This window comes from Halanaerobium sp. (assembly GCF_003070835.1).
In genome coordinates this window covers 1-25677 of sequence record NZ_QBLR01000002.1, presented here as the reverse complement: position 1 = coordinate 25677, position 25677 = coordinate 1, and the positions used below count along the sequence as shown (strand labels likewise).

The 25677-nt window shown below is 40.5% G+C and carries 19 protein-coding genes; 5 read left to right on the top strand and 14 right to left on the bottom strand.

Going from position 1 to position 25677, the window contains the following annotated elements; genetic code table 11:
• Positions 1-47: 47 nt before the first annotated feature.
• From CI949_RS00420 to CI949_RS00390, 7 genes are all read right to left on the bottom strand, one after another.
• The gene (locus tag CI949_RS00420) at positions 48-3458 is read right to left on the bottom strand and encodes a PAS domain S-box protein (RefSeq protein ID WP_290761948.1); all 3411 of its coding nucleotides are present in this window, start codon (positions 3456-3458) and stop codon (positions 48-50) included.
• A gap of 108 nt (positions 3459-3566) precedes the next feature.
• The gene (locus CI949_RS00415) at positions 3567-3782 is read right to left on the bottom strand and encodes a hypothetical protein (RefSeq protein ID WP_290761945.1); all 216 of its coding nucleotides are present in this window, start codon (positions 3780-3782) and stop codon (positions 3567-3569) included.
• A gap of 51 nt (positions 3783-3833) precedes the next feature.
• The gene (locus CI949_RS00410) at positions 3834-4145 is read right to left on the bottom strand and encodes a transposase (protein ID WP_290761942.1); all 312 of its coding nucleotides are present in this window, start codon (positions 4143-4145) and stop codon (positions 3834-3836) included.
• 143 nt (positions 4146-4288) lie between these two features.
• The gene (gene uvrA, locus CI949_RS00405) at positions 4289-7099 is read right to left on the bottom strand and encodes an excinuclease ABC subunit UvrA (protein WP_290761939.1); all 2811 of its coding nucleotides are present in this window, start codon (positions 7097-7099) and stop codon (positions 4289-4291) included.
• Positions 7100-7183: 84 nt separating this feature from the next.
• Positions 7184-9211, bottom strand: coding sequence for an excinuclease ABC subunit UvrB (gene uvrB / locus CI949_RS00400; protein WP_290761936.1), 2028 nt, complete (start codon positions 9209-9211; stop codon positions 7184-7186).
• 292 nt (positions 9212-9503) lie between these two features.
• Positions 9504-10286, bottom strand: a complete 783-nt coding sequence (locus CI949_RS00395; RefSeq protein WP_290761934.1) for a PRC-barrel domain-containing protein — start codon at positions 10284-10286, stop codon at positions 9504-9506.
• A gap of 197 nt (positions 10287-10483) precedes the next feature.
• Positions 10484-11221 (bottom strand): glycerophosphodiester phosphodiesterase, encoded by a 738-nt coding sequence (locus CI949_RS00390; protein ID WP_290761930.1) that lies wholly within the window; start codon positions 11219-11221, stop codon positions 10484-10486.
• A gap of 211 nt (positions 11222-11432) precedes the next feature.
• On the opposite strand from CI949_RS00390, the gene CI949_RS00385 reads away from it, so the two are divergent.
• The 5 genes from CI949_RS00385 to CI949_RS00365 all read left to right on the top strand — a co-directional run bounded on the left by CI949_RS00385 (position 11433) and on the right by CI949_RS00365 (position 16965).
• On the top strand, positions 11433-12596 hold the full coding sequence (locus tag CI949_RS00385) for an MFS transporter (RefSeq protein ID WP_365941416.1): 1164 nt from the start codon (positions 11433-11435) through the stop codon (positions 12594-12596).
• A 128-nt stretch (positions 12597-12724) separates the two neighbouring features.
• Entirely contained in the window at positions 12725-13612 is an 888-nt protein-coding gene (locus CI949_RS00380) for a carbohydrate ABC transporter permease (protein WP_290761927.1), read from the top strand.
• A gap of 15 nt (positions 13613-13627) precedes the next feature.
• Positions 13628-14455 (top strand): carbohydrate ABC transporter permease, encoded by an 828-nt coding sequence (locus tag CI949_RS00375; RefSeq protein ID WP_290761924.1) that lies wholly within the window; start codon positions 13628-13630, stop codon positions 14453-14455.
• 197 nt (positions 14456-14652) lie between these two features.
• On the top strand, positions 14653-15948 hold the full coding sequence (locus tag CI949_RS00370) for an ABC transporter substrate-binding protein (RefSeq protein ID WP_290761921.1): 1296 nt from the start codon (positions 14653-14655) through the stop codon (positions 15946-15948).
• A 192-nt stretch (positions 15949-16140) separates the two neighbouring features.
• Positions 16141-16965, top strand: a complete 825-nt coding sequence (locus CI949_RS00365) for an HAD-IIA family hydrolase (protein WP_133530542.1) — start codon at positions 16141-16143, stop codon at positions 16963-16965.
• Positions 16966-17075: 110 nt separating this feature from the next.
• Here the strand turns inward: CI949_RS00365 and CI949_RS00360 are convergent, their stop codons facing one another.
• From CI949_RS00360 to CI949_RS00330, 7 genes are all read right to left on the bottom strand, one after another.
• Complete coding sequence (locus CI949_RS00360; protein ID WP_133530541.1) at positions 17076-18338, bottom strand: S41 family peptidase; 1263 nt, start codon at positions 18336-18338, stop codon at positions 17076-17078.
• A gap of 61 nt (positions 18339-18399) precedes the next feature.
• Positions 18400-19242, bottom strand: a complete 843-nt coding sequence (locus CI949_RS00355) for a YitT family protein (protein ID WP_133530540.1) — start codon at positions 19240-19242, stop codon at positions 18400-18402.
• Positions 19243-19351: 109 nt separating this feature from the next.
• Complete coding sequence (locus CI949_RS00350) at positions 19352-20092, bottom strand: WecB/TagA/CpsF family glycosyltransferase (protein ID WP_290761915.1); 741 nt, start codon at positions 20090-20092, stop codon at positions 19352-19354.
• A complete protein-coding gene (gene csaB / locus CI949_RS00345) occupies positions 20080-21150 on the bottom strand; it encodes a polysaccharide pyruvyl transferase CsaB (protein ID WP_133530538.1) in 1071 nt (356 codons plus the stop codon). Before csaB ends, CI949_RS00350 begins: the two co-directional genes overlap by 13 nt.
• Complete coding sequence (locus CI949_RS00340; protein ID WP_290761910.1) at positions 21150-23102, bottom strand: DUF5693 family protein; 1953 nt, start codon at positions 23100-23102, stop codon at positions 21150-21152. The genes csaB and CI949_RS00340 overlap by 1 nt, the downstream gene beginning before the upstream one ends.
• A 111-nt stretch (positions 23103-23213) precedes the next feature.
• Positions 23214-24312, bottom strand: a protein-coding gene (prfB, locus tag CI949_RS00335; protein ID WP_290761907.1) for a peptide chain release factor 2 whose coding sequence is annotated in 2 segments (ribosomal slippage) — positions 23214-24242 and positions 24244-24312 — 1098 coding nt in all. Because the reading frame shifts where the segments join, the coding sequence is not laid out codon by codon here.
• A 5-nt stretch (positions 24313-24317) separates the two neighbouring features.
• A partial coding sequence (locus tag CI949_RS00330; RefSeq protein ID WP_290761904.1) for an SEC-C metal-binding domain-containing protein occupies positions 24318-25677 on the bottom strand: 1360 nt, incomplete at its 5' end.

Sequence of the window (25677 nt, the reverse complement as noted above, 5' to 3'; positions counted from 1 at the left end):
AATTATTTCTCCTGTACCCGGTCCAAAACTGTGCATTTGTACCGGGTTCAATTTAAACTTTCGATAAATTTCTCCACCAGTTCCGGGTCAAACTGACTGCCGGCACAGCTTTGAAGTTCAGCTAAGGCCTCTGCTTCAGTTATCGCCTCTTTATAAGGACGACCGCTGATCATTACATCATAGGAATCAACTATTGTCAGCACCCTCGAGAGCAGCGGGATATCTCTGCCGCTGAGCCCTTCGGGATAACCTGTACCGTCCCAGCGCTCATGGTGGTGTAATATCTCTGAGGAGATATGAGCAAAATCTTCAATATTCGAAGTTATTCTAAAACCTGTTTCGGTATGTTTTTTAATTATTTCCCATTCTTCAGCATTTAATTTATCAGTTTTATTTAAAACTTCTTCTGGAACTGCTATCTTACCAATGTCATGCATCTGAGTTAAGAGATAAAGTCGGTCCTGTTCTGAATTAGAGAGGCCGAGCACTCTAGCAAAATTTTTGGCCAGGCTGCTCATCCGGTGCACATGTTCTTCAGTTTCCGAGCTTTTCTCCTTTAGTGATGTCAAAAAGGCTGAAAGCACACTACTGCGGGCACTTTTGCGGCTGGCAATTTTATTCTTATACATTCTGTCTTCTGCCCGACTTAAAACAATCATCAGCTCATCTTCGGGATCATTTTTAACTGCTGTCCCCAGAGAAATTGAAACCTGCAGTTCTCCCTCTTCCTTCTCTAAAGAACTATTGATTCTTTTAATTATTTTTTCACTCTCAACTGCTGTGGTCTGTGGTAAAAGGACCACAAATTCATCTCCACCCCAGCGGGCAATGATATCCTCATCCCGACAGGATTCTTTAAAAATTTCTGCTGCTTCTTGGATCAGCTGATCTCCACTCTGGTGGCCGTAAGTATCGTTAATCAGTTTTAAATTATTTAAATCACCCATAATGATACTGATCGGCAGCTGACGGGCGGTGTCCACTCTTTTTATTTCTTCTTCTAAAAAAGCACGGTTATATAAACCGGTAAGTTTGTCGTGAAAACCGAGATAGCGAATCTTCTCTTCGCTCTGACGGCGCTCTGTTATGTCGCGGCAGAAACCATCGATCTCAAAACTGCCGTCATCATTTTCTTCACTGACCCGAGCATTCATCTCCAGCCATAAAATATTTTGATATCTATCATAGGCCTGATAGACAAAATTGCTGACTATTCCCTCGGATTTTAGCTGATTTAAAAACTGGTCCCGGCGTTCAGAATTAACATAAAGTGTGTTTTTTAGATCATTATAATAAGTTATGGTTTCTGAAATCGAATCAAATCCCAAAAGCTGAGCCATATGGGGATTGATCATTTTAACCTGGCCGGTAGAAGTAGTTTTAAAAATTCCTACCGGAGAATTTTCAAATAGCCTGCGGTAGTTTTCTTCACTTTCTTTGAGGCGTTTTTCTGACTCCAGCCTCATTTTTTCATTGATAATCTTTTCTATCCCCAGTGAAATATCACCAGTCAGCTCATCCAGTAGTTTAACCTCTGTTTCGTCAAAGTGATCTGCCTCGGCTGAGCAGAACGAAAATACTCCCCAGGGTTCTTCCATAACTTCCAGCAGGAAAAAAGCTCTTGAGCCACAGTGTTCGGAAATTGACAGGTCCAGACCAGAGATTTCCTGACAGCTACTCTGAATCAATTTATTTTGACCATCCATTATCATTTTATCTTTAAAATCCCGGGCCAAATCTTCCAGTTTCAGGCTGTAATCTTCACCAGCTTCAATAAAGGGGCAATTGTTCTCAGTAGAAGTTAAAATCTGTAATTCATCCTGAGCCGGCCCAATTTTTCCTATCCAAATATTTTTATATCTACCATAATCAGAAGTGATCTGAGCTGCTTCTTCTAACAGACAATCCAGCGATCTTTCCCTGACAATAAGCTGATTTACCATACTTAATGTGCGGTAAATTTCATTTAACTTCTGCAGTTCTTTTTCTGCTTTTTTACGGCGGGTGATATCGACAGCGGTGCTGATTACCAGCTTGCGTCCTTTTTCATCCCGGCTTAAAGGGGCAGTTTTAAAATCCCAGATCCGCTTTTCTCCCTCACTGGTCCAGACTTCAAATTCACCGCCAATACTTTTGTCAGCTGCAAAGGATTTATTAATTTCCTTTTTAATTTTCTCCTGATTATTGGGATATGCTTTATCGACCCATTTTGAAATTGTATTGATTTCTTCCCTTTGATAACCTGTGATTTCAATCCAGGTATTATTGATAATTACCACTTCACCGTCTTCCGCGTGAACCATAATTGGAATCGGGGCTTCATTTAAAGCGCTGGAAAACATTCTTTCCCGCTGCTTAATTTTTTCGCGCATCTGATAATTTTTGCTGACATCTCTAAAAACCATTACAGTGCCGTCAATTATGCCATCTTCCCTTTTGATTGGAGCAGCACTATCTGCTATGTGGTATTCTTTTCCATCTCTGGCGATCAATTTTGTGTGATTGGCCAGGCCGACAATTTTGCCATTTTTTAAAACCTTTTCTACTGGATTCTTTACTTCTTTTCCGGTTTGGGAATTAAAAATATTGAAAATTTCAGTTATTTCTCTGCCTTCTGCTTCAGCACTCGTCCAGCCGGTTAGATTTTCAGCAACTTTATTTAACCTTTTGATTCTGCCCTGCCTGTCAGTTACCAGCAGACCATCACCGATAGAATTGAGAGTGATTGATAAAAACTGGCGCTGCTCGTTGATCTCCTTTTCCTGTTCTAAGTTTCTTAAAACATTATTAATTTTACTGTTGATTGAGTTTAAAAGTTCGAACTCTTCCTTTAAAAATACTGTGCCGCTGTATTCTTCTGGATGTTCAGATAGATAGGAAACTTCGATTTTCCCGACAGTCTGGTCATCTATAGTTATCTCCTGCTGCTGCATCCAGTCTGTTTCTCTAAAATTGGTAGTCTGATATATCTTTCCCCGATAGCTGATTCTGGCCGCACAGTCTTCTGGATACTGATAGGAAGCCGGAATTTCTTCCACAACTTTACTCAGCAGTTGATCTCGGTCTAAATTATATTTTTCTGCGGCCTCTGAAATCCTATAAAGGCCGGCAAGCTCCTTAACGCGCTCCTTCAGATTAAAATTCAATTCCCTGTTCCTGGAGGTGCTTTTTACGATATATGCTGCAGCAATAATAATCACCAGCACTTCCACAAAATATTCGGCAAGGTTAATCTGCAGATTATATAAATCCTGAATTGCAAGCACAGAAACTACAAATACTGCTGAAAAAATCGCTCCCTTTTTAGCAAAATTAAGGCTACTGTAAATTACAAATAAAATAAGCAGGGGCTCAATCAATTCCATTTTCACATTGAAGGCGATTAAAGTTAATAAGACCGCTACTATCACAGCAGCAGTTTTGCTCTGCATCAATTCTCTAATCCTTTTCTTCTTCAAGAGCTGCACCTCCCTTTGATCTTTTGGTACCGGGTAATAAATTGATTATATCATTTATTTGAACCAGGTACAAAACAGCTTTTTTGTACCTGGTTATAATTATTTATTTCACAATTCGCATTCATCTTTAATTTCCTGATCTAATTCTTTATTAATTTCATCAGACTCGATAAATCTCTTATAAAGCTCTCTATCATCTGAAAAAGAAGCAAGAATCAAACTATCATTAATTAAATCACTTTCCTTTAATCCCAGATAAATCTGATAGCTGCTTCTCCTATAATCTTCAGCTTTACTAACGATTGAAGCTTCTACTGGATTCAAGTGAATGTATCGGTTGACTCCTAAATTATAAAAGTCATCCTCAATTAATTTTTAAAAATATCTCCCCTGAAAAACATGTCCAATCAGATCATGCTTATAATTGAAATACCTTGCATAAAGAAGATTGATGTAATGCATTAATTTCCCAATCTTAACCTCTCCAGTTTTAAGCTGAAGGTGAATGTGATTAGTCATTAGACAATATGAAAGCAACTCAAATCCATATTTAGCTTTAGCTTTTCTCAAAATATCCAAATAAAAATCAAAATCCAATTGATCTCTAAACAGATGTCCCTGGCGATTACCTCTGCTGACAATATGATAGACTGCTCCCGGGTACCATGGCCTCTTTTCTCTTGACATTTTATCACCTTCCATTTAATGGATTTATTGTATAATATTATATCATATTAACCCATTAAATGGAATAGTATTTGTGAAATATTTATCCTGTACCAGGTCCAAAATGGGCGTTTTGGACCTGGTACCAATGAATAAATGAATACCTACAGCACTTCTTTCAAGAACTTACCGGTATAGGAATTTTCGTTTTGAGCCACTTCTTCGGGAGTACCGGTGGCAACTACTTCTCCACCCTTTTCTCCTCCTTCAGGACCGAGATCAATTAAATAATCAGCTGATTTAATTACATCCAGATTATGCTCGATTACAATTACTGTGTTGCCATCTTCGCGCAGGCGGTGCAGTACCTCAAGCAGCTTTTTGATATCGGCAAAGTGAAGTCCGGTTGTCGGCTCATCCAACAAATAGAGAGTTTCGCCCGTACTTCTCTTACCCAGCTCTTTGGCAATTTTAATCCGCTGAGCTTCACCACCAGAAAAAGTAGTTGCCGGCTGACCGAGTCGAATATAGCCAAGTCCAACATCATAGAGGGTCTGCAGACGGCGGCGAATTGGCTCAATATTTTCAAAAAACTCAACTGCCTCTTCTACAGTCATATCAAGCACATCAGCAATTGTCTTCCCCTTATATTTAATCTCTAAGGTTTCACGGTTGTAGCGCTTACCATTACAGACATCACAGGGTACATAAACATCAGGCAGAAAGTGCATTTCGATCTCTTCGATTCCCTGACCCTTACAGGCTTCACAGCGGCCACCCTTAACATTAAAGCTGAAGCGGCCGATTTCGTAGCCGCGCTGTTTTGCTTCCGGAGTACTGGCAAATACATCTCTGATATAATTAAAGACCTTAGTGTAGGTTACCGCATTTGAGCGGGGAGTTCTACCAATTGGTGACTGATCAATATTTATTACTTTATCAATCTGATCCATTCCAATAACCTCATCGTGCTCACCTGGATGCAGAGTTGAATCATGAAGTTCTCGCATCATTTTTCTTTTGAGGGTGTTATTAATCAGTGTGCTCTTTCCTGAACCAGAAACTCCGGTCACACAGGTGAAAGTACCCAGAGGAAAATCCACATCTATATTTTTAAGATTGTGCTGTCTGGCTCCTTTGATGCTTAGCCAGCTCTCTCCTGCCTCGTATCTATCTTCAGGTACATGAATTTTCTTTTTCCCGGAAAGATACTGGCCGGTAAGTGAGCGCTCCTCAGCAATTACATCTTCCAGACTGCCTTCGGCAACAATCTCACCACCATGTTTGCCGGCTCCAGGGCCCATATCGATAATATAGTCTGCCGAACGAATTGTATCTTCATCATGCTCAACAACTATCACGGTATTCCCCAGATCTCTGATGTGCTCTAAAGTACTGATCAAACGGTTATTATCCCGCTGGTGAAGCCCGATACTCGGCTCATCAAGAATATATAAAACTCCCATCAGGCCAGAGCCAATCTGGGTTGCCAGTCTGATCCGCTGGGCTTCTCCTCCAGAAAGCGTACCGGCAGAGCGGTCCAGGCTCAAATAATCGAGACCAACATCGAGCAGAAAGCGTAGCCTTTCTCTGATCTCCTTTAAAATTTCCTTACCAATTTTTGCTCTTCTGTCATCCAGCTCAACCCCCTGCAGAAAATCATGGGCCTCCTTGATGGTAAATGAGCTGAATTTGGCAATCGAAATTCCGCCAACAGTCACTGCCAGCACCTCTGGCTTTAGACGCTGACCTTCACAGACATGACAGGGAATTTCGTTCATATATCTTTCCATCTTTCTGTGGGTTGAAGCACTGTCTGACTTATTCATTCTTTCCTTGAGATAACCGGTAATTCCCTTAAAGCGGGTTGTGTGGTCCCTGGTTCTGCCGTAGCGGTTTGTATAAGGAAAGGTTATCTTTTTGTCATCACCATAAACCAGCTTATCAATAATCTCTTTATCTAAATCCTTAATCTTTGTTTCCAGGCTGAAATCGTACTCCTCAGCCATTGCTTCCAGCAGGGCTGGATAGTAGCGGCTGGATGAGTTAGCCCAGGGTATAATACCTCCATCAGCTATTGATTTATCCCGGTCTAAAATTAAATCCGGGTCAAATTCTTTTTTAACTCCCAGGCCATCACAGTTATCACAGGCTCCATAGGGGGAGTTAAATGAAAACATGCGGGGAGACATTTCTTCCAGGCTGATATTATGCTCGGGGCAGGCAAATTTTTCACTGTAGGTTGTAACTTCCCCCTCAATCTCATCGATCATTACCAGACCATCAGCATAATCAAGAGCTGTTTCGACTGAATCAGCCAGGCGCTCCCTGATTCCATCCTTAATTACCAGCCGGTCAACTATAATCTCAATATCATGTTTAAAGTTTTTATCCAGTTTTTCTGCATCTTCCAACAGGATTGTTTCACCGTCGACTCTGGCTCTAACAAATCCGTCCCGCTGAGCCTGAAGAAAAGTACGCTCATGTTCACCTTTGCGGCCGCGAACAATTGGCGCCAGCACCTGAATCTTGGTTCTCTCCGGCAGCTCCAGCACCTGATCAACTATCTCATCAACTGTCTGTGACTTGATTTCCTTGCCACAGATTGGACAGTGTGGGATCCCAACTCTGGCATAGAGCAGGCGCAGATAATCATGAATTTCTGTTACTGTACCAACGGTTGAACGCGGATTGCGGCTGGTTGTCTTCTGATCAATAGAAATTGCAGGAGAAAGTCCTTCAATATATTCTACCTTTGGTTTTTCCATCTGGCCTAAAAACTGCCGGGCATAGGCAGAAAGTGATTCCACATAGCGCCGCTGACCTTCTGCATAAATAGTGTCAAAAGCCAGTGAAGACTTGCCGGAACCACTGAGGCCAGTAATAACCACCAGTTTATCCCGCGGTATATCCAAATCTACTTTTTTAAGGTTGTGCTCTTCTGCACCCTTAACTATCAAACGATCTAATCCCATTTATAATTACACCTCTTTTATATATTCGTACCAGGTTCAAAACGCATGTTTTGGACCTGGTTATAATTATACTTTTCACAAACCCTATTTCTTTTCCAATTTTGCTTCCAACTCTTCAATTTCGTCTCTGATCTGGGCAGCTATTTCAAATTCCAGGTTATCGGCTGCCTCTTCCATTTCATCCTCTAAATCTATAATTAAATGTTGAATTTCTTTGCTGCTCATCTGATCATAATTCTGGCTGTTGTCATTTGGATTTTCATTATCCTGACTCTTATCATAATAGCGGCTCTTATCCTCAGAAACTACCATATCCACCGGCCGCACTACTTCGCGCACAGGTTTGATAATTGTCTCCGGAGTAATATCATTATCCTTATTATGCTGAATCTGGATTTCACGCCTTCTTTCAGTTTCATCGATCGCATTCCGCATCGAATCAGTTATCTTGTCAGCATACATAATTACCTTACCACCGACATTACGCGCAGCTCGCCCGATAGTCTGAACCAGGGCGCGTTCCGAACGGAGAAATCCTTCTTTATCGGCATCTAAAATTGCCACCCGGGAAACTTCGGGCAGGTCGAGACCCTCCCGCAGGAGGTTGATTCCTACCAGTACATCAAACTCTCCCAGCCGCAGATCGCGAATAATCTCTGAACGCTCAATCGTGTCAATATCCGAATGCAGGTAGCGGACTCTAATTCCGGCTTCTGCCAGATATTCGGTCAGATCCTCGGACATCTTTTTAGTCAGAGTTGTGACCAGCACTCTTTCTCCATCTCCTACAACCTGGCGAATTTCTTCCAGTAGATCATCAATCTGGCTTTTTGTTGGCCGGACAACAATTTCCGGATCAACCAACCCGGTTGGACGAATAATCTGCTCCACTATCTGCTGGCTGTTCTTTTCCTCATAGGGTCCCGGAGTAGCTGAAACATAAACAGCCTGGGGTACAACTTCTTCAAACTCTTCAAAATTCAGTGGTCTATTATCCAGAGCTGAAGGTAGACGGAAGCCATATTCCACCAGCTTTTCCTTGCGGGAGCGGTCACCGGCAAACATCCCTCCAATCTGAGGCACTGTCATATGTGATTCATCAATAATTACCATAAAATCATCAGGAAAATAATCCAAAAGGGCCATCGGTCTGGAGCCCTGTTCGCGTCCTGCCAGATGACGGGCATAGTTCTCAATTCCTGAACAAAAGCCCATCTGCTCCAGCATTTCTAAGTCATAGCGGGTCCGCTGTTCCAGACGCTGGGCCTCGACCAGCCGGTTTTCTGCCCGTAGCTCCTTTAAACGCTCCTCAAGCTCAGCTGAAATTGTCTTGATTGCCCTCTTAACCTTATCCTCTGGCGTAACAAAGTGGCTGGCCGGATAAATTGTCATCTCATTTATCTCAGCTTCAACCTCACCGGTCACTGTATTAATCCTGGTTATGCGGTCAATCTCATCCCCAAATAGCTCAACCCGGATTGCTATATCACGGTACGCCGGGAAAATATCAACAACATCTCCCTTAACTCGAAAATGGCCGCGGGAAGTGTCCATATCATTGCGGCTGTACTGCATAAAGGTCAGGCTTCTGGTTATCTCCTTGCGGTCCATAATCTTTCCTACTTTTAAATCAAGGGAGAGATTTAAATAGTCATCAGGAGAACCAAGACCATAGATACAGGAAACACTGGCCACAATCAGCACATCACGCCTCTCAAAAAGTGAAGTTGTAGCTGAAAGTCTGAGCTTTTCAATTTCATCATTAACAGAAGCATCTTTTTCTATATAGGTATCAGTCTGGGGCACATAGGCTTCAGGCTGATAATAATCATAATAACTTACAAAATATTCAACTGCATTTTCAGGAAAAAACTCCTTAAACTCGCTGGTCAGCTGAGCTGCCAGGGTCTTATTATGGGCAATAACCAGAGTTGGTTTATTTACCTCTTCCACCAGTTTAGCCATGGTAAAAGTTTTCCCGGTACCGGTAGCACCAAGCAGAGTCTGGTGGCGGTAGCCCTTTTTTATTCCTTCAGCCAGTTTTTCTATTGCCTCAGGCTGATCACCTTTGGGCTCAAAAGGGGCCTTTAATTTAAATTGTCCTTCTTTCACAAAAATCCCCCCAATATTATAATCGACATCCTGCAGAACTATCTACTTTATCAGTGAAAAAATCTCTTTCAATCAATTGCTTCAATTTATTATTATACACCTTTAAATTTAAATTTTCAGTAAAATTAATGACAAAAATTAAAATAAGTGAATGTATGTTTAGTCCTGTTCTTCTATTATAGCAATAATCATTACTGATTTAAAGTCTTATTTTCGGAAACTTTGTGAATTAAATATTTTTAACCAGGTCCAAAAAGATTACAATAAAAAAAAGCCCATTTAAGGGCTTTTTTTACCGCTGCCAGTATTTAATTTCATTATAGTGATCATAAAGTTTTTCTTCGTAGTCCCGATGGACAAGCCGGTCTGATTTTTCTTCCTTATATTCCGGGGCATTTTTGATTTCTTCTTTAGTTTTGCTGACATATAATCTTTCTTTATTCCAACTGATATTCTGCAGCCACTCCGGAGCTATCAGCACATCTTTACCCGGCAGAATATTTCTGGTATCAATCAGCAGATAACGAATTGCCCAGTTTTCTTCATCAACAAAGAGGTCTTCTAAGTGGCCAAATTCTTTATCTTCAGCCTGAATGTGATAACCGCGAATCTCATTAAAGCTCCGCAGATTGGATTCTACTTCATCTTCTTCCGCCTGTTTCTCCTCATCAGTTAGTTTCTCAAAATTGAACAACTTCTCTCTGATTATACTCCCAGCCTGAATTGCAGGGCCATCAGCAGGATGAGGACTCGCCCAGTAAATTGGCCAGTCATAGTGTTTAACAACTTTTTCTTCCATCACTTTAGAAACAGGCTTATTCTTTTCGATGCTTGGACCCGCCTCTAAATCTTCAGCTGTCAGGTCAACTATGATTTCCTGATTTTGATAATTGATTTCCTCAAATGACTCAGTAGAAATTAAAGTTTTCTCGTGCTGAAGCCAGCTGCCTGTTTCAATAACAAGATATCTCATTACAAAATAATGCTGATCAAAGTAAAAGTCTTTAGCCTTTCCCAGATCTTCACTGCGTCCGTGAACTGTAAATCCCTTGAGATTTTTGAGCTTTCTTAACATAACTTGCTCACCTCTCTTAGATTTTCGCCTCTAAACAGAACATTAATCTATTAAAGCTTATCTTCTTCTGCTTTAATTATAATAAAAAACTGCGGTTGATTCAAACTATAGAAATTAAGTTTAGATTAGAATAATTAGACTGAAATACTTTAAAACATTAATAACTGGAATTTATAAAAATCGACTCTTAATTTGAATTATATTTGATCTTTGGAAAATTTATCTCTAATTTCAAGAGCCATCTCAAGCTCATCTGTCATAATCATATCAACTTCTTTTGCCAGCAGCTCGCTGACTGCATCCGGAAAGTTGACAGTATAAACATTTAGCTGCATCCCCATAAAATGCGCTTTATCTACTACCTCCGGGTCAGCAGTTAAAAAATGAATGTGTAAGGCATCAAAGCCTCTTTTGAAAGCATAGTCAGCAGCATTGATCATTTTGGACATTAAAAGACAGCCAGTTTTAATTTCCGGCTGCAGCTTTTTTATTTTCTGCAGGCTGTAGTGATTAAAAGAAGAAATTATTACTTTTTCTCTCAGCTCAAACTGATCAACCAGCTTTAAAACTTTCTCTTCCAGCTCAGGATAGGGCAGATAATTTTTCAGCTCGATATTAATTACCTCTAAATCCTTAACAACTTCCAGCACCTCAGCCAGAGTTGGAATTTTCTCTTCTTTAAATTCTGAACTTAAATATTCACCCGCATTCAGCTGCCTCAGCTCCGAAAGTTTGTGATCTTTGACCAGGCCGCTGCCGTTCATTGTTCTATCGATCAGTTCATCGTGAATAACTACAACTTCTCCATCTGCTGTCAGCTGCACATCAAATTCCACTCCGTCAGCACCAAGTTCAACAGCCTTCTTAAAAGAGGACAGAGTATTTTCTGGATATCCGGCTGCTCCTCCCCGGTGACCAATAATTTTTGTCTTCATCACTATCACTCCCCCTATCTAGCTTAGTAAATTCTATTACTATAATATAATTTTTTGGAAGGAGCTGCAAATTTTTGATTTAAAGATCCGCTGATAAAATTAAGCTTTGTTAATTTAACTCTTAAATTAATTCGATAAAAGTCTTGCATTAATATCTTAAAATGCTTATACTAATATAGATGCAAAATTGAATTAAACTGACCAACTTCAAATAAAAAGAGAAAATGAAAACGAGGGGATTAAAATTTTATTTAAATCATACTACTTTATTTATTTTATTTATGTTGCTGCAACAACCTATATTAATATTCATTTTGAATCAATCGGAATCAGTGCCTCTCAGATTGGTTTAATGACAGCTGTGGCTAAAACACTGGCGATTACCGCTCTACCTGTCTGGGGCATGATGTCGGATTATTTTGAAGCCAATAAAAAAATTCTTATCTTTACTATTCTGGGCACACTGACCTTTTCACTCAGTTTTTTATTAACCAAAAGTTTTTTTATAATCTTTATTCTCTACAGCTTTTTTATGATTTTCAGCAGTTCAGTGGTTCCTCTTTCCGATTCACTGCTGCTTAATCATCTGGATGAAAAAGCGGAACAGTACGGTCAATTTAGAGTCTGGGGTTCGATTGGCTATATGGCAGGAATTATTCCTTTTGGCTGGATCATTGAACAGACTCAGTCGGAAGCAACTTTTATCCTTGCCGCCAGCGGGCTCTTTTTGTCGCTATTTTTTGCCTACAAATTACCTAAAAGCAAACGAACAATTAAGGTTGCCAGTCTGGGCAGTTTTAAGCTGCTCTTTAAAAATAAAGATCTGCTCTACTTTTTAGTTTTTACCTTTTTAATTCAGGCTCCTCTAACTGCCAATTTTGTTTATTTTCCAATTTATTTTAAATCAATTGGGGGAGGAGAAAGTTTACTTGGCATTGGCATGTTTATTGCTGCCGGTAGTGAACTGATTATCTTTCAGAAGGCTGATATTTTCCTAAAAAAATTCAAATTGAAAAAAGTTTTGCTGCTATCTGCTGTAGCTTTTGGAATCCGCTGGTTTTTAATCTCTATCTGGACATCACCATTGCTGCTCTTATTAACTCAGCTCTTTCACGGCTTAACCTATGCTCTCTTTCATGTGACTGCAGTCAGTTATATTTCGAAACTGGTGGGAGAAAAATTTCGCTCTACCGGTCAGAATCTCTATGCCTCAATAATCAGTATCAGCACAGTTGCCAGTAGTCTGCTGGGAGGTATGATTTATGATGGAGCTGGCGGGGCAGCAATGTATGCTCTGGGCAGTGCGATCTCCTTAATTGCAGGCTTCAGCTACTTTTATCTGCTGCACAAAATCGAATACGGTCAAAAAAATTAGATTTTAAGCCCTGTTTTCTAAAAATTAAGCAGGGTTTTTTTAACTAACAGCGAAATATAAAATTAGCGACTTTTATTTTGCTTATATTTAAAAAATTCATAATATTATTAATTCGGGAGGTAATCAGATTGAACAGCAAGTTTGCTAAAAAATATCGTTATTTAGCTTATCTTTTAATTGCCCCATCAATTATTATTGTTACTACCTTTTTGATTTACCCTTCAATCCAATCACTTTACTTAAGCTTTTTCCGCTCTACCCCCTTTGGCAACAGGCAGATCTATGTGGGGATAGAAAATTTTCAGCGGCTCTTAACTTCTCCTGCTTACTGGAATAGTTTAACCCGCTCTCTGGCTTTTACAGCGATTACAGTTTTTATTTCGATTTCATCTGCCTTAATTCTGGCTGTTGTTACCAACAAAAAAATTAGAGGTGCTAAAATTTATAAAAGTTTACTAATCTGGCCTTTTGCTTTTTCTTTTGCCTTTGCCGGTATTATCTGGGGAGTTTTAATGCACCCCAATGTAGGGATTATGTCTCATTATATTTACCTAATAACCAGATTTGAATTTAACTGGATTAATAGTGGAACAGCAGCTTTTATCTTAATTATTATTGCTTCCAGCTGGAGAATGCTCGGCTATAATTTTATCTTTTTTATTGCCGCCCTCCAGAATGTCTCACCTGAACTTTTAGAAGCAGCTGATATTGACGGGGCCAGCCCCTTTACAAAATTCTGGCGGATTACCTTTCCTTTAATTTCACCAATAACTTTTTTTCTGCTGATTATGAATACCCTGCAGGTTTTCTTTTTAACTTTTGGCGTAGTAGATGTTTTAACCCAGGGAGGACCGGCTCGAGCCACAGATATAGTTACCTATAAATTATTTAGAGATGCTTTCTTAAGTATGAGAACCGGTTATGCATCTGCTCAATCAATTATTCTCTTTGTTTTTGTTGCAGTGATTACTATTATTCAGTTCAAATATGCAGGCGAAAAAGTATTCTATCAGTAGAGGGGGCAGTTCAAAATGAAGCGCAAGAAATCAACTACAATATTTATTCACCTGTTTTTAATAATTTCAGTTTTTTTAGTTTCATTTCCAATAATTTATGCCTTTATGGTCAGTACTTTAAATATCAATGAGGTATATTCTTCTCCTCCAAAATTACAGCTGGGAGATAATATGATCAATAACTACCGCGAAGCCTGGCAGCGCTCCAATATGGGAAAACTTCTTTTTAACAGTTCCTTTATTTCAATCGTTACCGCGGTCGGAAAAATTGTTCTTTCTGTTTCTGCAGCCTTTGCCTTTGTCTATTTTGGGGAATTCCCCGGCAAAAATATACTTTTTATTTTGATTTTAATTACCCACATGCTGCCCCTGCCGATTAGAATTGTGCCGACCTATCAGTTAATGGATAATTTAGGCTGGCTTGATACTTATTATGCCCTGACTATTCCTTTTTTCGCCAGTGCTACCGGAGTTCTTCTGTTTAAGCAGTTCTACATGACAGTCCCGGAGTCACTGCTGGAGGCAAGCTTAATCGATGGCATTACTCCGCTCAGATTTCTCTGGTCAATTTTGATTCCACTTTCTAAAAGTAATATTGTTGCCCTTTTTACCATAGAATTTATCTGGGTCTGGAACCAGTACCTCTGGCCTTTAGTTACAACCAACAGTGCCCGGGTGCGGGTGGTTCAAATTGGGCTAAAGATGCTGATTCCATCTGACGCTCAGCCGGAATGGAATGTGATTATGGCAGCTCTAATTATCGGTGTTATTCCACCACTACTGATTTATTTGACTCTGCAGAAAAGCCTGGTTGAAGGTTTTGCTATGCAGCAGGATAAATAATATAAGCAAAGCGAAAGAAATTTATCGAAGGGGATAGACTGAAATACTTTTAAAAATTAAGATAAATTGGGGGTGAGATTTTAAGTATTCAATTTGGGGAAGTTGAATTGTGATCTCAAATAAGTAAGCTATTGATTCATGTTTCATCAAAAAAAGGAGGTGTAATCTTCATTTATTAAATTAAATGAAGAGAATTTATGTTAAAAAAATCTATTATTATTTTAACCTTAGTTACACTCTTTGCTTTTAGTGCAGCAATGGTTTCCGCTCAGACAATTGAACTCGAGTTCTGGCATGCCATGAGTGGCGGTCGTACTGCCGCAGTAGAAAAAATTGTTGATGGTTTTAACGCAGAACATGATGATATTAATGTAACAGCACAGTTTACCGGAAGTTATGCGGAAACTCTAACTCAGGGTATTTCTGCAGTTCGCTCTGGCAATCCACCCCACATTATTCAGGTTTATGAAGTAGGAACTCAGACCATGCTGGACAGTGAAGCCATTGTCCCTGTTTATGAAATTGCAGAAGGCAAAATCGACTTCGGCAGTGTTATTCAACCAATCTTAAATTACTATAGTGTTGACGGCAAACTATATTCAATGCCTTTTAACTCTTCAACTGCGATGCTTTATTATAATAAAGATGCTTTTGCAGCAGCAGGGATTGAAACAATTCCCGAAACCTGGGCTGATATCGAAGAAATGGGTCTGCAGATCATCGATAGTGGAGCAGCCAACCACGGTCTTTCCTTTGGTTGGCCAGCCTGGATCTTAGAGCAGATGCATGCTTACCACAACAAACCTTATGCAAATAATGAAAATGGTCGCAGCGGCAGAGCAAGTGAAGTTTATCTTGACCGTGACTTCGCTAAAATGGTACTTGGAACCTGGACAGATTTAGTAGAAAAAGATGTTGTAGCTTATGGTGGCCGTGAATATTCTGCCAACCAGGACTTCTTAGCTGGTGAAGTTGCAATGTTAATCCAGTCCACATCTTCTCTAAGTTCCATTATGGAATCAGCTGATTTTGAAGTTGGTACTACCTTCCTGCCTCGTTTTGAAGGCCAGGGTATTGGTAACTCAGTTATTGGTGGAGCTTCCCTCTGGGTTATGCAGGGTCACAGCGACGAAGAATATGAAGCAGTTGTAGAATTCTTTAAGTATCTAAGTAAAACTGATGTTACAATTCAGTGGCACAAAGATACAGGTTATTTCCCATCTACAAATGCAGCAGTTAAAACTCTGATGGATAACCGCTGGTTCAGCGACAATCCTAATTACCTAACTGCCTTCCTCCAGGTATTAAGTGGAGTTCAGTCACCTGCAGCCAATGGTGTGCTTTTAGGTAACTTTGTTGAAATCAGAGATATCGTTGATACAGCTGTAGAAGAAGCCTTTACCAGTGAAGCTACAGCAGAAGAGGCGCTTAACAAAGCTGACGAGCAGGCTGATAATGTACTTCAGGATTATACAGAGCTCTTTAATGACTAAACTGGCTAAAATATAGTCTGATTTTAATGCCCGGCTGCAGTCTCTGCAGTCGGGTTTTAATTTAAGACTTGAATTTAGTTGAAAGTACTGATAAATTAATAAATAGAGTTTATATATTATCTTCCAGCAAATTGAAGATACCTATCTTATTAACTAAAGTAACTAAAATTTAGATTTTGAAAGGGGCAGCAGATGAGTGATTTAAGTCAGCTTAAATTTTTTATACTGGACATGGATGGAACAATTTATCTGGAAAACGATCTACTGGCGGGAAGTCTCGACTTTCTGACAAAACTTAAGGCAGCAGATAAGGATTACATATTCTTAACCAATAATTCTTCTAAAAATCGGGCCGATTATCAGCAGAAACTACAGCGGATGGGGATTGAAGCTGCAGCTGAAAAAATAATTAATTCCGGTGAAATTACAGCTTTCTACCTGGCTGAAGCAGGCGAAAAAAAAGGGAAGCGAATTTATCTTTTAGGAACTGATTCTCTCAAAGAAGAGATGGAGCGCTTTGGACATCAGGTTGTCAATAACATAGAAAATATCAGAGAAAAGCCGGAAAATGTTGATTATGTAGTTTTGGGTTTTGATAAGACTCTGAACTACAAAAAGCTCTGGGATGCCCACGAGTTAATACTCTCCGGAGTTGATTATGTGGCCACCCATCCTGACCTGGTCTGCCCTTTAAGTGGAGGCAAAACCCAGCCGGATACCGGGGCAATGATCGAGCTGCTGGCAGCTTCAACCGGCAAAAGGCCCTTAATTGTGGGGAAACCTTCCAAACTAACTGTTGATTATATTTTGAATAGATTTAAACTGAAAAAATCCGAGCTGGCTATGGTCGGTGACCGCTTATATACAGATATGCGGATGGCTCATGATGCGGGAATTACCGGCATTCTTGTTTTGAGCGGAGAAACAAAAGCAGCAGATCTAAAAGAGCTCAGCAGTAAGCAGAAGTATTTCGATTATGTATTTGAAGATGTAGCAGAGTTGAAAAATAAATTATAGCTCTGATGAAAATTAAAGCTAACTACAGAAAAAAGCCAGCAAATTAAATGCTGGCTTTTTCTGATCAAACTAGTTTATATGTTTTTATCAATTAAATAGTCGCTCTACCTTTACTCTCCGGCAGCTTGCTGATCCTGAAAATTGCGAACAAAAATCATATTTTCCATTTCTTCTATTGCCCGCTGCAGCTGATTGTCAGCCTCATCTTCCTCAGTTTCCTCGTCTTCCGCAGCAGCCTTAATAGCTTCAACATCAAGCTCTACTTTGATCTCAGGTTCAATTCCCTTTTCGTGAATATAATTTCCGTCAGGAGTATAATAACGAGCAGTTGTCAAACTAACTGCTGAGCCATCTTTAAGTGGTACTACTGACTGCACAACTCCCTTACCAAAGGTGGTAGATCCGATCAGCTTACCGCGGTCATAGTCTTTTACAGCTCCAGCAACAATTTCCGAGCCGCTGGCAGATCCTTTATTAATTAGAATTATTAAAGGAATCTCAGTATCAGACTCAATCTCCTGATTAACTTTCAGAACTCTTTCGGTTTCATCCTTCTGTCTGACAGAAACAACAACACCTTCATCTAAAAATACTGAAGCAACATTAACAGCCTCATCCAGCAGACCGCCCGGGTTGTTTCTCAAATCAAGAATAATCCCCTGAGCTCCCTCTGCTTTTAGATCAGCAACTGCAGTTTCCACTTTTGTCCCAACATCTTCAATAAACTGCGCCAGACTTATATAGCCAATTTTTTCAGTTTTCATTTCCTTTTCAACATAGGGTACTTCTATATCTTCGCGGGTGATTTCTACTTCAAATGGTTCTTCATCTCCCCGGTCAATGGTTAGAGTAACATCTGTCCCCTCTTCCCCGCGCATTAAATCCACTGCCTTCATCTGTGACATCTCAGCAGTTTCCTGACCATTAATTGCTGTAATAACATCACCAGCTCTCAGGCCGGCTCTTTCTCCGGGAGTATTTTTGATTGGTGAAACAATTGTTAGCTTATTATCTCTCATTGTAATTACAATTCCAATACCGCCATAATGGCCCTCATATTCCTGCTGCATCTCTTCGTATTCTGAAGGAGACATAAAATAGGAATAGCGGTCCACTTTATTTAACATTCCATCAATGGCACCTTCGATCAGAGTTTCAAATTCTACATCCTCAACATAATAATTCTGCAGTAGAAACATTACATCCTGAAAGGCGTCAGCCTTGGTGTAATTTTCTTCCTGCTGCTGTGGCTCCTGGGGAAGCTGTTCTTCTACGGTGCCATCCTGAGCCGAAACTGCAAAAGTAAATAATAGTAAAAATGCCAGTGTAAATAACCAAACTTTATTCTTAAATTTCTCTCTAATTCTCTGCATTAAATTAGCCACCTGCTTTCTTAAATTAATAAACTCAAACCATCAAAACCTAATAAAATTGTTAATTGGCTATTTCTGTAAACCCTTCGCCCAACACTTCATGAACATTACTGATAATTACAAATGCTTCTTTATCTATAGCTGCTACTTCTTTTTTTAATTCGGAAACTTCAGACCGAGAAATTATACAGAGCAGCACCTGTTTGGGGTCCCCGGTATAGCCACCTCTGGCATCAAATTCTGTTATGCCGCGGTTGAGGTCATTTACCACCATCTGATTGATCTCTTCAGCTTTATCAGAGATAATCAGCACCCCTTTTTTGAAATTCAAACCTTCCTGAACAACATCAATTGTCTGAGAGGTAATAAAAATAGTAACTGCAGCATAGAGCGCAACTTCCAGATTGAAAAAAATTCCTGCCAGAGCTACTACAACTCCATCAGCTAATAAAAGACCTTCTCCAACTGTAATTCCAGTAAAATAGTTGATCAGGGAAGCAATCAAATCAGTCCCTCCGGTAGTACCCCGAGATCTAAAAACTATTCCCAGTCCGATACCACCAATTACTCCCCCGTAAATTGAGGCGAGCAGCAGATCATCTGTTAGGGCAGTCATATGGGGCTGCAGTAGATCAGTAAAAACTGAAAGTGAAACTATACCATAAATGGTTCTAATCCCAAAAGTCATTCCCATGATCTTAACTCCTGCTAGAAAAAGTGGAATATTGATCACCAGCATAGTAATACCAATTGGAAAAGATGTTATGTAGTAAATAACTGTCGCCAGACCGCTGACACCACCTGCTGCAATTCTATTTGGTACCAGAAAGACCGTTAAAGCAAGTGCAATTAAAAAAGATCCGACTGTAATTCCAAGATAATCGATAAAAATTCTTTTTTTCAAACTATCTCCCCCTTATAAACTTATCTCCTTGTAAAAATTTAGTTTTCTTTATAATTGGACTTAAATATCCAGCCTTAGAACAGCATCCTGGCTGTATTTACTCAAATATTTATTTGCCACCAAAAAATTTGGCTTTGATAACCAGATAAATAAACTTCGGCAGCGCCAGCATTCTACCAAAACGAGATGGCTCCTGCAGCAGCCTGTAAAACCACTCTAAAGCAGCCTTCTGCATCCAGAGCGGAGCCCGCTCGACCTCACCTGCCAGCACATCAAAACTGCCGCCAACTGTAATGGCAGCTCCTACATTTAATTTCTTTAAATTATTATCCAAAAATTTTTCCTGCAGGGGAACTCCCATTCCCACCAGGAGCAGATCAATATTTTTTTGATTAATTTCTGCAATCACCTGCTGCTGATTTTTGCGGTCTAAATAGCCATGGTGATAACCAGAAATTGTTAGTTCAGGATAATCACTTTTTAAATTTGCCACCGCCATGTCGACAACTCCCGGTTTCCCGCCCAGGAAATAAAAATTTATATCCTCTGCAGCCAGTTCTTTAAATAATAAACTTACCAGATCAAAGCCGGCTACCCGCTCTTCCAGCGGCTCTCCCATTATTTTTGAAGCGATTACAACTCCGATTCCATCAGCGGTTGCTAGATCAGCTGAATTTAAAATCCTGGCCAGCTCCCGATCTTCAGCCGCCAGGGCCAGCATCTCCGAATTGGGGGTCACCACCAAAGAAGACCGACTGTGATCAGCGCTCAGCTCTCTTACTCGCTCTACTGCCTGCTTCATGTTGAGCCGATCAATATTAACTTCAAGTATTTTTATCAGCTTTCGCAAGTGTCAACCTCCTCCAGCACCAGCTCTGCAAAATCTTCCGCTCCAGCTTTTTTGAGCTTTATAAAACCCTTAATCTTTTTGCGCAGGCTGTACCTTGCTGCAAAAATATTTTCCAGCTCTGCTGCAGCCTGATCTGCCTTTAGATCTTCAAGCTTAATTAGAGGTAGATAGTCAAGTTCTGAGAGCAGCCCTTCAATTTTTGGATCATAACTTAAAGCCAGCAGCGGAATTTGATTTAACAGGGCAAAAATTAAACTGTGGAGTCGGACTCCAACAAATAAGTCCAGCTGCGAAAAAACTTTAAGGGCTTCTCCAGGTACCGGCGGCAGAGCGCAGATTTCCGCCTCAGCCTTTAACTTTTTCTGCAGCTGTAGTGAGCTCTCCTCATCTGAACCCTGGTGCATCGGAAAAATAATAAACTTAACCTTCTTTCCCTCAGCAAATTGATTTAAGGCTGCAGCCAGCTCCGAAATATAATCAACTGACCAGGGGCGAACTGAAATCCCGACTTCTATTTTCCCTTTAATCTGCTGTTTCAAATTATTCAGCGGATCATAAAGAGCAAATACAGGGTCAACAGTCAGCTCGATCTCCTTTTTGACTCCAATCTCCTGCAGCAGATTTTGCGATCCCTGATCTCTAACTCCCAGCAGCTCAAATCTATTAAGACTGAAAGCTGTTAAAAGCTGGCTCCATTTTTTATTAAGTGGGCCGGCTCCCTGAGCATAATAAACGGTTTTTGTTCCCTGCAGCCTGGCCAGCCAGGCCAGCCCCAGATAATAGGGAACCGAAAAGCTCCCCGTCACATCCTGCAGCAGGCTGCCACCTCCACTGATAAAGAGGTCGGCCTCTGCTAGAGCGGCAAGAATCTGAACCACGGATGTTCTGCTGACTGCATTCAGACCATAGCGGTCGGCTGTCTGCTCAGGCTCAGCCGAAAGGACAGTTATTTTTAGATCTTCTCTTTTCCTCTTTAAAAGTGAGCTTATCCCGGCCAGCACCGCCTCATCCCCGAGGTTGTTGAAACCGTAATAACCCGAAATTACAATATTTTTCATTATTTTACCTCAGTCAGATAATATTTTTGATAAAGCCGATTAAGCAGTCGATAAGCGAAAATAATAACTGCAGCAACTGCAAAACTCAACCAGTAAGCGTGAAAAGTCCTGAGCAGAGAAATCTGGACTGGTGTATGCAGATGGGAAAAGGTGTTAACTGTAGTTATTACCCCCACTGAAGCCAGCATCAGCAGTGGATAAAAATATAGTTCTTTCCGCTTGCGGACACCCAGATAGAGTGAAAATATAAATAAAGGGTGTCCGATTAAAAACTCTTTAAAACGCGGCCGCACATAAAGAATCTTTTCCAGCAGACTGCGGACTGTCAGTTCCCAGGCCGGCACCGGCAGCAGCGGGAAGTTCCCGGTTCTCCCGATATAAATAACTGCAATTAAGGCCAGTCCTCCAGCCAGAATAATATGTTTAACCTTAATTACTTTTTCCAGCAGCTCCGGTATCTTCTGGCGCAGATCCTTTGAACCGGGCTGGAAAAGATAATAGAGTGAAATTATAATCAGCGGCATTAAGAAGGCAACTTTGACCCCTCTAAAATCATTGATTTTAAATATAAATTCACTGCTGTTTAAAACCGAGCTCACAAATATTCCACCAACCAGCGCTGTCAGAACAGCGGCAGTAAAATTAAAGAAGACAAATGCCAGACTCAAACCACCCTCCAGCTTTTCTCCTCCCCTGTCTTTATCGAGCAGAAAAGCGATCACTGCCAGCGAAGGAAAAATAACTGCTGAACCGAGGGCTGTTATCTGCCTCAATAAAATTTCCCTGCCTGAATACAGGAATAGAAAACCAGCCGCTGCTGCAGCCAGCAGAAAAAGATTCATCGGTTTTTCGTATTTAAAAGCTGTAAAATAATTCAAAAGCAAGATCCCGGCTGCTGTCACTCCGAGTAAAATAAGCAGCACATGCCAGCCTGAGTTGCTAAAATAAGGAACTGTTTCTGCCCGGCCCGGGAGGTAGCCTTCTGCTTCCAGACTGGTTGTTAAGGATGCAAGCAGCCCCAGGTTTCTTTCTTTAAGCTGGCTTCCTTTAAGATAGGGTTTATGATAAATAATCTTTACATTTCTCTCTCTAACTGAAAGCAGATAGCGGCTGATAATCTTTTGATCGTCTGCCTGCTCAACTTCATCCTGCAGCATGCTGTGAGTCCGCAGCAGCTGATAGTCATTTAATTTGGCCAGTTTGTCTGCCCCATCCTGAGCAGCAATAAATGCTTCAATATTACCGAAAATCAAATTCTGATCCTGCATTAATTGAGCAGTTTCTTCAATCTTATCCGGATAACCTGTAACTTCTTCTCCATCAAAAATCAAAAAATCAGGGTTTAAAATTTCAAGATTTTGTTCTAAAGCGGAAAGAGCATTTAATTTATTATTGCTTCTGAAGGCGATCTTCAGATCATTTTCTTTAGCTTCTTCGATTTGGCTGGCATTATAGCCCAGACTAACATCTTCAAGCTTTTCGTGCCAGTTAGGAAAATAGAGAAGATCATAAGCATCTCTCTTAATAATACTGGCCGAATAGTTTTCCTCTAATTTTGGCTCCAGATTATTGATCTGCTCACGCAAAGAAGTACTGACAACAGCAAAAAGGGCTGAATTTTCTAGCTCTGAAATCTGAATTTGGTTAGATTCAAGGTCTGTTATTAACTCTGCTTCTCCGAGAATAATATCCAGAGACTCAATTCGCTTTATAGCCCCCTTTTCCAGAAAGTCCCCCAGGGTCTGCTGATAAACAGCAAGCCCGGTAATTCCACTTTCCTTTAACTGCTGCAGATTTATTTCGGGTTCCAGAGATTTTAATTCTTTATAAGCTTCCCCATCCATGATAACTTCCACGCCTCGATTTTGATCCACCTTTTCAATCCTTGCAGTCAGGGACCAGGCAGCTACAATAAAAGTTATTAAAATAAGTCCAATCAGTATTTTCTTCAACAAAATTCACCTTTTCCTCTATATAATTAGCCAATCATTTTTTACTGCTTCCAGTGGGCTGCCAGCAGTCTGCTGCCAGAAATATTCTTAAAAATCATGGCAGAGCGAAAACTACCTGGCACTCTGATATTTTAAATAAGCTTCTATAAATTCGTCAAGATAGCCGTCCATTACTTTATCGACATTACCTTCCTCAAAATCAGTCCGGTGATCCTTGATCATATTATAGGGATGAAAAACATAAGATCTGATCTGGCTGCCCCAGGCAATTTCCTTATGTTCTCCACTCAGCTCATCAATTTTTTCTGCCTGAGCCTCTTCTTTCAGCTCTAGTAACTTGGCGGTTAAAATCTTCATTGCAGTTTCCTTATTTTTGTGCTGTGATCTCTCATTCTGACACTGGACAACCACTCCGGTCGGCTGGTGGGTAATTCGGACAGCAGAATCAGTCTTATTAACATGCTGTCCTCCGGCACCACTGGCCCGATAGGTATCTATTTTTAGATCATTTTCGTCAATATCAACTTCGATGTCATCATCAAGCTCAGGCATTACATCAACCGAAGCAAACGAAGTATGACGGCGGCCGGAAGAATCAAAAGGAGAAATCCTGACCAGACGGTGAACTCCCCGCTCACCTTTTAAATAGCCAAAGGCATAATCTCCCTCAATCATTAAGGTTACACTCTTAATTCCTGCCTCATCTCCGGGATTGAAGTCCAGAGTTTCAAGCTGATAGCCATTTGCTTCCGCCCAGCGGCTGTACATTCTAAGCAGCATCTGAGCCCAGTCCTGAGATTCGGTTCCTCCTGCTCCTGGATGAATAGATAAAATTGCATTATTGCCATCATAGGGTTCATTTAGACGCAGTTTTAGCTCAAGTTTTTCCAGTTCTTTTTCCAGTTCAGTCAGAGTCACTTTAAGCTCGGACTCCAGACTCTGGTCCTCTTCGGCAGCCAGTTCCAGATAGACTTCAGCTTCTTCGAATTTTTCTTCCAGACTGCTGATTACCTTTAATCGCTTTTTGATCCGGTCCAGCTGCTGGGATTTTTTGCGCGCATTTTCCTTATCATCCCAGAAACCGCCGGCTCCCATCTCAGCTTCTATCTCTTTTTTATTCTGAAGCAGTTTTTCCCGGTCAAAGTAAATCACTCAGTTCCTGAAATCGCTGTTTTAATTCCGTATATTTATCCTTAAAATTATTATTCACTTAAATCATCTCCCACAACATTTTTTATATTTTTTGCCACTGCCACAGGGACAGGGATCATTACGTCCCGGTTCTTCTTCCTTAACCACTGTAGCCTGACCCACACTGCCGTCACCTGCATTTGATTTATCACTACCCTTTGACTGACCTTCTAAAGCAGCCTGAGGTGAGGAATAATTCAGCTGACGCTGATTAATTTCCTGTTTTGGTACACTTTCTCTTTCTTCAACCTCAACTTTAAAGGCTGTTTCTACAATATCTTCTCTAATGGAAGAGGTCAGCTCATTAAACATATCAAATGATTCGAATTTATATTCTGTCAGTGGATCTTTTTGGCCAACAGCTCGCAGTCCAATTCCCTGCCGCAGCTCATCCATATTATCCAGATGAGTCATCCATTTACGGTCTATTACTCTTAAAGCCAGGAATTTAACTATTTTATTAAAGCGCTCAGAATCAATTTTTTCGCGCTTGCTCTGATAGGATCCCAGAGAACTTAAAGTGATTTTCTCTTTAATTTCAGTCCGCTCTTTATTTTCTAAATCAGAAGCCTCAATATCTTTAGCCAGTCCGATACCGTGCAGGTATTCGAGCATTCCTGCTAGATCCCATTCATCAGGATGTAAATCTTCGGAAATAAACATCTCCATTACATCTTCTAAGAGTTGTTCCAGCATTCCGGCGATCTTTTCTTCCAGCTGATCTGTAGTTAAAAGAGTTTTGCGCTGTTCATAAATAACCTCACGCTGCTTATTTAAGATATCATCATACTGCAGAATTGCTTTTCGGATATCAAAGTTGCGGCTTTCAACCTTCTGCTGGGCCCGCTCAATAGAACTGGAAATCATCTTATGTTCTACCGGCTGATCTTCATCCACTCCGAGCTTATCTAAAATACCGTTAATCTTATCAGAACCAAAGAGTCTTAAGAGGTCATCTTCTAAAGATACATAAAACTGAGAAGATCCCGGATCTCCCTGACGACCGGCACGACCTCGGAGCTGATTATCAATCCGACGACTTTCGTGACGCTCGGTACCTAAAACATGGAGACCACCGAGTTCTACAACTCCCTCACCTAAAACAATATCTGTACCACGACCGGCCATGTTGGTTGCAATGGTCACACTGTTTTTCTGGCCTGCATCTTTGATTATATCAGCTTCACGCTCATGATTTTTAGCATTTAAAACCTCGTGCGGTACCTTTTCGCGCTTCAATTCTCGACTTAGCATTTCCGAATTTTCTATATCAGCTGTACCAACCAGTACCGGCTGACCTTTTTGATATAAACTTTTTATTTCTGCGATTACATTCTTGTATTTAGCCTCTTTATTGGTAAATACCAGATCAGGCATATCATCT